Source organism: Geomonas sp. (genome assembly GCF_035254065.1).
Taxonomy (GTDB): domain Bacteria; phylum Desulfobacterota; class Desulfuromonadia; order Geobacterales; family Geobacteraceae; genus Geomonas.
Genome location: NZ_DATFBA010000206.1, coordinates 1 through 10,014, shown reverse-complemented (window position 1 = coordinate 10,014; position 10,014 = coordinate 1). Strand labels below are relative to the sequence as shown.

At 63.9% G+C, this 10,014-nt stretch carries 4 protein-coding genes; all 4 read left to right on the top strand.

Annotated elements, in window-relative coordinates; all coding sequences use genetic code 11:
- The coding region (locus tag VJ604_RS09920) for a DUF3536 domain-containing protein (protein ID WP_324082083.1) at positions 1-2,155 on the top strand (2,155 nt) is incomplete at its 5' end.
- Between the two features lie 11 nt (positions 2,156-2,166).
- Positions 2,167-5,157, top strand: coding sequence for a malto-oligosyltrehalose synthase (locus VJ604_RS09915; RefSeq protein WP_324082082.1), 2,991 nt, complete (start codon positions 2,167-2,169; stop codon positions 5,155-5,157).
- Positions 5,158-5,383: 226 nt separating this feature from the next.
- Positions 5,384-7,357: an alpha-1,4-glucan--maltose-1-phosphate maltosyltransferase gene (locus tag VJ604_RS09910; RefSeq protein WP_324082081.1), complete on the top strand. Its 1,974-nt coding sequence runs from the start codon at positions 5,384-5,386 to the stop codon at positions 7,355-7,357.
- Between the two features lie 183 nt (positions 7,358-7,540).
- Positions 7,541-10,014, top strand: a 2,474-nt coding sequence (treS, locus tag VJ604_RS09905; protein WP_324082080.1) for a maltose alpha-D-glucosyltransferase, incomplete at its 3' end; no start/stop codon positions are given.

Genomic DNA, 10,014 nt, shown 5'->3' with positions numbered 1-10,014 from the left:
GGACGCCGACAAGCTCAGCATGGAGTGGCGCTCAGGCCACGGCGCCGCCATCGCCCAGGTCTACAACCACATGATCATGCCGTGGGCCAATTTCCGCGACAAGCGGACCCAGGTCATCTGGGGGATCAAGGACTTCGAGTCGCGTTTCGGGCGCTTCCCGGAGGGGATGTGGCTGGCCGAGACCGCGGTCGACGTGGAGACGCTGGAGGTGCTGGCCGAGCAGGGGATCAAGTTCACCATCCTCGCCCAGTACCAGGCGGCGCGCTACCGGAAGATCGGCGAGCAGGAGTGGACGGAGAGCGGCATCGATCCCACCCGCGCCTATCTCTGCAACCTTCCCTCCGGCAAAAGTATCAACCTCTTCTTCTACGACGGCCCCATCTCCCAGGCGGTCGCCTTCGAGAACCTGCTCTCCAGCGGCGAGGGACTGGCCGGTCGCCTGTTGGGCGGCTTCAGCGACGACCGGGACTGGCCGCAGCTCATGCACATCGCCACCGATGGCGAGACCTACGGTCATCACCAGAAGTTCGGCGACATGGCGCTCGCGGCCGCCTTCCACCAGATCGAGGAGAGCGGCCAGGCCCGCATCACCAACTACGGCGAGTACCTGGAGCTCTGCCCCCCGACCCACGAGGTGCAGATAGCGGAGCGGACCTCCTGGAGCTGCGCGCACGGCATCGAGCGCTGGAACAGCGACTGCGGCTGCAACTCAGGCGGCTATGCCGACTGGAACCAGCAGTGGCGCACCCCGCTGCGGGCGTCGTTGGACTGGCTGCGGGACCGGCTGGCCCAGGGCTTCGAGCGGAAGGGGAAGGAGTTCTTCAAGAACCCCTGGGCTGCCAGGGACGACTACATCGAGGTGATCCTGCACCGCGAAATGGAGCAGGCCGAGAGCTACCTGGCGACCCATGCCTCGCGTGAGCTGAAGGCGGAGGAGAAGGTCGCCGCACTGAAACTCATGGAGATGCAGCGCCACGCCATGCTGATGTACACGAGCTGCGGCTGGTTCTTCGACGAGCTCTCGGGGCTGGAAACGGTCCAGGTCATCGAATACGCAGGCCGGGCGCTGCAGCTTGCCAACGACCTTTTGGAGAAGGGGATCGAGAAGGGGTTCCTGGAACGGCTGCAGGGGGCCAAGAGCAACATCCCCGACAACCACGACGGCGCCTGGATCTACCACAACTGGGTGCTGCCGGCCCGGCTGGACCTGGTCAAGGTCGGCGCCCACTACGCCTTCAGCTCTCTCTACGAGGATTACGAGGACCATTCCACCATCTACTGCTACGCGGTGGCCAAGGAGGATTACAGCAGGATAACGTCACCCGACGCCTCGGTGGCGATGGGGCGCATCCACGTGGCATCCGAGATCACCGAGGAGACCGCCTGCCTCACCTTCTGCGTGATGAAGCTCGGCAGCCACGATTTCAAGGGGGGGGTGACCGGGCAGTGCGACCCGGAGGCCTACGCGGCCATGAAGGAGGAGATGACCGCCTCCTTCAACAAGGGGCTCTACACCGAGCTGGTCTCCCTGATGGACAAGCACTTCGGCACCCACAGCTTCTCGCTTGCCAACCTCTTCCGCGACGAGCAGCGCAAGATCCTCAACCTCATCTTCGAGCAGAACATGCAGGATACCTTCGCCAGCTACCAGGCGATGTTCGAGAAGAGCCGGCCGTTGATGGAGTTCGTCCGCGACTCGGGTATGCCGGTACCGCAGGTCTTCACCATCGCCACCCAGCCGGCTCTGCTGGCGGCGCTGAGAACGGAGCTCACCAAGGATGAGATCGACAGCGAGGCGCTGCAAAGGATCGTCTCGCAGATCAGGACCTGGCAGGTCGCCACCGACCTCCCCGAGCTGGAATACTTCCTCAGGCATCACGCCGAGTCGCTCACCCGGGCCTTCGCCAGCAACCCCTCCGATCTTACCCTGATGGCGAAGGTCCAGAAGTTCATGGATTCCTTGTACGAGATCCCGATCAACATCGTGCTGTGGCAGGTCCAAAACGACTACTACCAGCTGGCCAAGACCGTGTACGGCGAGTACCTGGCCAAGGCGCAGCAAGGGGATGAGGGGGCGGCGAGCTGGCTGGAGGCCTTCCGGAAACTGGGTGAGACCTTCCGCTTCAACCTGGGGGCGGTACTACCGGAGGGATAACCGGAGGTGGCATGAACGAGGAAGCTCTGCCGAGCGCAAGGATTCCGTCCGCGACCTATCGGCTGCAGTTCAACTCGCAGTTCACATTTGCCGACGCCCGCGAGATCGTCGGCTACCTGAACGAACTCGGCATCACCGACATCTACGCCTCCTCCTACGTGGCGGCCAAGGCCGGGAGCGTGCACGGCTACGATGTGGTGAACCAGACCATCCTCAACCGCGAGGTGGGAGACGAAGAGAGCCACCAGGCGCTGATGGATGAACTGGGGCGCTTCGGCATGGGGCACATCCTCGACTTCGTCCCCAACCACATGTGCATCGAAAGCAACGAGAACGTCTGGTGGATGGACGTGCTGGAGAACGGGCAAAGCTCACCCTTTGCCCGTTTTTTCGATATCGACTGGGCCCCGGTCAAGAAAGAGCTCACCGGCAAGGTGCTGCTCCCCTTCCTGGGGGACCAGTACGGCAAGGTGCTGGAGAAAGGGGGGCTGCACCTAAACTTCCGGGAGGGGGCCTTTTTCGTCGACGTACCACCCGTGCAGATCCCGGTGGAGCCCAAAAGTTACCTGCAGATCCTCGGGCATCGCCAGGAGACCCTCAACGAGCAGTTGGGGGAGGAGTCGCCCCCGCTGTTGGAGCTGCTAAGCATCATGACCGCGCTGCAGCATCTGCCGCTGCACACCGATGAAGAGCCCGAGAAGATGGCGGAGCGCCACCGCGAGAAGGAGATCATCAAGAAGAGGCTCTGGACCCTGTACCAGGAGAGCCCTGAGATAGCCTCCTTCATCGACGATAACGTGACCATCTTCAACGGGGTGAAGGGCGATGCCGCCAGCTTCGACCTGCTGGACGGCCTTTTGCGCTACCAGGTCTACCGGCTCTCCTACTGGCGCGTCGCCACCGAGGAGATCAACTACCGCCGGTTCTTCGACATCAACGCGCTGGCCGCCATCAGGATGGAAGACCAGGCGGTCTTCGACCAGACCCATCAGCTCCTGTTCAGGCTGATCGCCGAGGGGAAGGTGACCGGCATCCGGATCGACCACGTGGACGGGCTCTACGACCCCCTCAGCTACCTGCAGGCGCTGCAGAAGAGCTGTTACCTCCAGCTGCGCATGGGGCGGCAGGGGGAGCCCCTGCCGGAGAGCCCGGAGGAAAAGGAGCAGCTGCTGCACGCCTGGTACGAGGAGTACCGGCAGGCCCTGGAACGAAATCCCTCCTACAAGCCGTGCTACGTGGTGGTGGAGAAGATCCTGCTCAAGGGGGAGCAGCTCCCCGAACAGTGGCCGGTCTTCGGCACCACCGGCTACGAATTCATGAACGCGGTAAACGGCATCTTCGTGGATACCGAGAACGGCAAGGTCTTCGACCGCATCTACAAGCGGATGACCGAGGTGGTCGCCGACTTCGCGGAGGTGGTCTACGACAAGAAGAAGCTGGTCATGCAGGTTTCCATGTCCGGCGAGGGGGGGATGCTTGCCCACCAGCTGAACACCATCTCCGAGGAGGACCGGCTGACCAGGGACTTCACCCTGAACAGCCTGGCGCGCGCCATCGGCGAGGTGATCGCCTGCTTCCCCGTCTACCGGACCTATGCCAACTCGCCGTCCGTGCGGGACAAGGACGTGCAGTACATCGAGGCCGCCGTCGCCAAGGCGAAACGGAGAAACCCGGCGGTGAACGCCTCCGTCTTCGATTTCGTGCGCGACGTGCTGCTGCTCAAATCGCCGGAGAGCGCCAAGGAGGAGGACCGCAAGGCGTGGCTCAATTTTGCCATGCGCTTCCAGCAGATCACCGGGCCGGTCACCGCCAAGGGGCTGGAGGATACCGCCTTCTACGTCTACACCCGCCTCCTGTCGCTGAACGAGGTGGGAGGGATGCCGTCGCGCTTCGGGACCAGCCGGGAGGCCTTCCACGGACAGAACCTGGAGCGGCTGAAGACCTTCCCGAACGGCATGATCGCCACCGCCACCCACGACTCCAAGCGCGGCGAGGACGTGCGGACCAGGATCGACGTGCTGTCCGAGCTGCCGGATGAGTGGCAGCGGCTATTGTCGAGATGGAGAAGGCTCAACAGGTCCAAGCGGGTGCTGCTGGAAGGGCTCACCATCCCGGACCGCAACGAGGAGTACCTGCTCTACCAGACCTTGCTGGGGGCCTGGCCAGCTGGCGAGGTGAGCAACGAGGAGTTCGAAAGTTTCCGCAACCGGATACGCGAGTACGTGATCAAGGCGATCCGGGAGGCCAAGATCAACACCAGCTGGGTGAGTCCCAACGGCCCCTATGAGGAGGCGGTGCTCTCTTTCGTCAATCGGCTGCTCAACGATCGGGACAGCATATTCCTGCGGGAGTTCATCCCCTTCCAGCGGCGCATCGCGCGCTGCGGGATGTTCAGCTCGCTCTCGCAGGTGCTGCTGAAGATGACCTCCCCCGGCGTTCCCGACTTCTACCAGGGGAGCGAGCTGTGGGAGCTTTCCCTGGTGGACCCCGACAACCGCCATCCGGTCGACTACGGGAAGAGGAAGGAGATGCTGGCGGGGCTCAAGGCGCGCGAGCAGGAAGTGGGCGCGGCCGAGTTGTTCCGGGAGCTGCTGGAGCAGAGTTCGGACGGACGGGTGAAGCTGTACCTGATCTATCGGGTGCTCAACTACCGGAAAGGCAACCGTGGTCCCTTCGACCGGGGAGACTACGTCCAGGTCGGGGCGACCGGGGAGCGGTCGCGTCATCTCTGCGCCTTCGCGCGGAGGTCCGAGGGTGGCAGCTTCCTGACGGTGGTGCCCAGGCTGCTGGGGACCCTGCTGCGGGAACCGGAGGGGTGGCCGCTTGGAGAAGAGGCGTGGCTGGACACCTTCCTGGTCCTCCCCGAGGGGAGCCCGCGCAGGTTCCGCAATGTGCTGACCGACCAGGAGAACGAGGCAGTCGAGCGCGACGGCCATTGGGGTCTCCCGGTAGCGGAGCTGTTCGCCGCCGTGCCGGTCGCCTTGCTGGAAGGGATCGGCTGACCCCGTGCTGGCCACTCCCCGCAGTAATCACTGCGATCTCTCGACCAGCCCCTCGACCGAACGTCCCCTCTCCCGAAGGGGGAGGGCCAGGGAGGGGGAGCACAGCTTGCATTGCCGACAGTGCCGCAGTTACGCGCCAGAGTTCCCCCCTCCGGGAGGAGGAGCGTCGGAATAAAGAAGCAGTCGAAGAAGCTGAAGAAAACGATGGCAAATTGAGGTCCGAATCATGGAAGGAAGAGAACGGATAACCATAGAAGGTGTGAGCCCCATCGTGGAGTGCGGCCGCTACCCGGTGAAGCGCATTGCCGGCGACGAGTTGGTGGTGGAGGCCGATATCTTCGGAGACGGTCATGACGAGGTGGCCGCCGTGCTGCTCTACCGGCGGCTGGGGGAAGAGAAGTGGCAGGAAACGCCGATGCGTCGCCTGGACAACGACCGCTGGCATGGCTCCTTCCTTTTGGAGGAGCCGGGCGTCTACCAGTACACCCTGCTTGGCTGGGTGGACCACTTCCGCACCTGGCAGAAGGACCTCCAGAAGAGGTACCAGGCAGGCCAGGACCTTGCGGTGGATATCCGCATCGGCATCAACCTGATCGAGCAGGCCTCCCGGGAAGCCTCCGGCGCAGATGCGGCCAGGCTCAGGCTGGTGGCCGCCGCCCTCGGCAAGGAGCCGAGCCAGCAGCAGGCGGTCACCCTGGGGCTGGATCGCGAAGTGGCCGACCTGATCAGCACCTGCTGCGCCCGGGGGCTTGCCACCCGCTACCCGCAGGAGCTTTCGGTCCGGGTGGACCGCAAACGGGCGCTTTTCAGCAGCTGGTACGAGATGTTTCCCCGCTCCGCCGACGGTGAGCGGCACGGCACCCTGAGGGATTGCATCGCGCGGCTCCCGGAGATCGCGGAGATGGGGTTCGACGTGCTCTACCTCCCGCCCATCCACCCCATCGGCAGCTCCAAGAGGAAAGGCAAGCGAAACGCCATAGAGGCGGCCCCCGACGATCCCGGCAGCCCCTGGGCGATCGGTAGCCGGGAGGGAGGGCACACCGCGGTGCACCCCGAACTCGGCACGCTGCAGGACTTCCAGCACCTCGTGCACGAGGCGGGAAAGCTCGGCATCGAGATCTCCCTCGACATCGCCTTCCAGTGCTCCCCCGACCACCCCTACCTCAAGGAACACCCCGAGTGGTTCCGCTGGCGGCCGGACGGGACCGTGCAGTACGCGGAGAACCCGCCCAAGAAGTACCAGGACATCGTCCCCTTCAACTTCGAGTGCGAGCAGTGGCGCGAGTTGTGGGAGGAACTGAAGAATGTCATCTTCTTCTGGATGGACAAAGGGGTGCACATCTTCCGGATCGACAACCCGCACACCAAACCGTTCCCCTTCTGGGAGTGGCTGATCGCACATGCCAAGGAGCGCTCCCCCGACGTCATCTTCCTGGCCGAGGCCTTCACCAGGCCGAAGATCATGTACCGCCTCGCCAAGCTCGGCTTCAGCCAGTCCTACACCTACTTCTCCTGGCGAAACAGCAAGGATGAGCTGACCGCCTACCTGACCGAGCTCACCCGCAGCGAGGTGCGGGAATACATGCGGCCCAACTTCTGGCCCAACACGCCGGACATCCTCACCGAATACCTCCAGTACGGCGGCCGCCCCTCCTTCATGATCCGGGTGGCGCTGGCGGCCACCCTTTCCTCCAACTACGGCATCTACGGTCCCCCCTATGAGCTCTGCGTGGGCGCCGCGGAGCAGGCCAGTGAGGAGTACCTCGACGCCGAGAAGTACGAGGTTCGCAGCTGGGACCGCAACGCTCCGGGCAACCTGAAGCAGTTCATCTCCTCGCTCAACCGGATCCGTCGCGACAACGACGCCCTGCAAAGCACCTGCAACGTGGAGTTCTACGAGAGCGACAACGGCAGCGTCCTCTACTTCGGGAAGATCGCCGCGCAGGCGGGGGAGAGCGTGCTGGTGGTGGTCAACCTCGATCCTTTCCGGCACCAGAGCGCCCGGATCAGGATCCCGCTGCAGCTGTTCGGCATCGATCCGGCCCAGTCGTACCTGGTGGACGACCTCATGAACGGAGACAAGTTCATCTGGCAGGGGGAATGGAACTCTGTGGAGCTCGACCCCGAGGCGGTGCCGGCCCGCATCTTCCGTATCCGCACCTGGCGGCGCAGGGAGTCGGACTTCGATTATTACCTGTGAGGTGAAGAAACCCCACCCTCATCCCGGCCCTCCCCTTGAAGGGGAGGGAGTGTTGGCTGAGCGGGAGGAAGTAAGCCGTTTCGCTCATCGACATCTCTTCCAATTAACCTCGTCGCTCCGCTCGGCGTCCCCTCCCCTTCAAGGGGAGGGACAGGGTGAGGATGGGGTTCGGGAGGCGACGACATGCCATTTAGGACAGACAAAAACCCGCTCTGGTTCAAGGACGCCATCATCTACGAGGTCCACATCCGGAGCTTTTTCGACAGCAACGGCGACGGCATCGGCGATTTCCGGGGGCTTTTGCAGAAGCTCCCCTACCTGCGGGACCTGGGGATCACCGCCATCTGGGTGCTCCCCTTCTACCCCTCGCCGCTGCGCGACGACGGCTACGACATCGCCGATTACCGCAGCATCCACCCCGACTACGGCACCCTGCGCGACTTCCAGGACTTCCTGCGCGGCGCGCACGCGCTGGGGATGCGGGTGATCACCGAGCTGGTCCTCAACCACACCTCCGACCAGCACCCCTGGTTCCAGAAGGCCCGCCACGCCAAGCCCGGCTCCCCCTGGCGCGACTTCTACGTCTGGAGCGACACCCCCGACAAGTACGCCGACGCCCGCATCATCTTCAAGGACTTCGAGACCTCCAACTGGTCGCGCGACCCCGTCGCCAAGAGCTACTACTGGCACCGCTTCTACGCCCACCAGCCGGACCTGAACTTCGACAACCCACGGGTGCACGACGCGATGTTCCGGGTGATCGACTTCTGGCTCGGCATGGGGGTGGACGGCCTGCGGCTGGACGCCGTCCCTTACCTGTACGAGCGGGAAGGGACCAACTGCGAGAACCTCCCCGAGACCTACGAGTTCCTCAAGAAGCTGCGGACCTACATCGACTCCAAGTACCCGGACCGCATGCTGCTGGCCGAGGCCAACCAGTGGCCGGAGGACGCCGCCTCCTACTTCGGCGACGGCGACGCCTGCCAGATGGCCTTCCACTTCCCCCTGATGCCCCGCATGTTCATGGCCCTGCAGATGGAGGACTCCTTCCCGATCATCAACATCCTGCAGCAGACCCCGGTCATCCCGGCCCACTGCCAGTGGGCCATGTTCCTCAGGAACCACGACGAACTGACCCTGGAGATGGTCACCGACGAGGAGCGCGACTACATGTACCGGGTCTACGCCCGCGACCCGCGCGCCCGCATCAACCTCGGCATCAGGCGCAGGCTCGCCCCGCTGATGGGGAACGACCGGCGCAAGATCGAGCTCATGAACGTGATGCTCTTCTGTCTGCCGGGGACCCCCATCGTCTACTACGGGGATGAGATCGGCATGGGGGACAACTACTACCTGGGGGACAGAAACGGCGTGCGCACCCCCATGCAGTGGAGCCCGGACCGCAACGCCGGCTTCTCGCCCACCAACCCGCAGCGGCTCTACCTGCCGGTGATCATCGATCCGGAGTACCACTACGAGGCGCTCAACGTCGAGTTGCAGGCGAGCAACCCGGCCTCGCTTCTGTGGTGGATGAAGCGGATGATCGATATCAGGAAAAGGTTCAAGTCCTTCGGCTGGGGCAGCCTGGAGTTCATCCCGCTCGACAATCCGAAGATCCTGGCCCTTCTGAGAAGCTACGAGGGGGAGACCATCCTGGTGCTGGCCAACCTCTCCCGCACCACCCAGTACGTGCAGATCAACCACCCGCGCTTCATCGGCATGTACTTGGAGGATATCTTCAGCCGCAACCGGTTCCCGGCCATCAAGGATTCCCCCTACGTGGCGCTTCTGGGCCCGTACCAGTACCACCTGCTGCTCCTTACCGACGGGGGGGAGAAGCTCAAGGCCAAGGAGGAGGGGGTGCTGCCGGAACTGCTGACCTACGGGAGCTGGGAGAACGTGCTGCAGGGGAACGCGCTGCGCCAGCTCGAACAGTCGGTACTCCCCGACTATCTCCGCAAGGCTCGTTGGTTCCAGTCGAAAGGGCGCGCGATCATCAGGCTGGAGCTCGGCGACCGTTTCCTGGTCCCGATCGACGCCAGCTCGGGGGTGCTGACCCTGATCGAGGTCACCTACAGCGAAGGTTCACCCGAGACCTACCAGCTGCCGATCCATTTCCTGGCGCTGGAAGGGGCGGGAACCGACCCGATGGTGGAATTCCCGGAGGCGGTCATCTGCCGGCTCAAGGTCGACGACAAGGAGGGGGTCCTCTACGACGGCCTCTACAACGGACGCTTCCGGGACGCGCTTTTCGAGATGATCGCCAGGAGAAAGGGGATCCGCAGCGACGGCGGGAGGCTGTTCGGCCGTCCCGGACCCAGGTTCGCGCCGCTTTTGGGAGACCGGCAGCTGCCGCTCTCCTCGCAGGTGGGTAGGTCGGAGCAGACCAACAGCTCGGTGGTCTACGAAAAGAGCATGTTCCTGAAGATCTACCGGCGCATCGAGGAGGGGATCCATGCCGAGGTGGAGATCGGCAGGTTCCTCTCCGACCGCATCGGCTTCAAGTACGTGGCCCCGCTGGCGGGGACCCTCGAATACCGGCGGACCGGCTCGGAGCCGGTGGCGCTCGGCATCATGCAGGGCTTCGTTCCCAACCAGGGTGATGCCTGGGCCTTCACGCTCAACGAGGTGAAGCAGTACACCGACCGGGCGCTGGC

Excerpts from the sequence above, each read along its gene's own strand:
- VJ604_RS09910 (WP_324082081.1), top strand. The coding sequence starts at position 5,384 with ATGGAAGGAAGAGAACGGATAACCATAGAAGGTGTGAGCCCCATCGTG.
- VJ604_RS09915 (WP_324082082.1), top strand. The coding sequence starts at position 2,167 with ATGAACGAGGAAGCTCTGCCGAGCGCAAGGATTCCGTCCGCGACCTAT.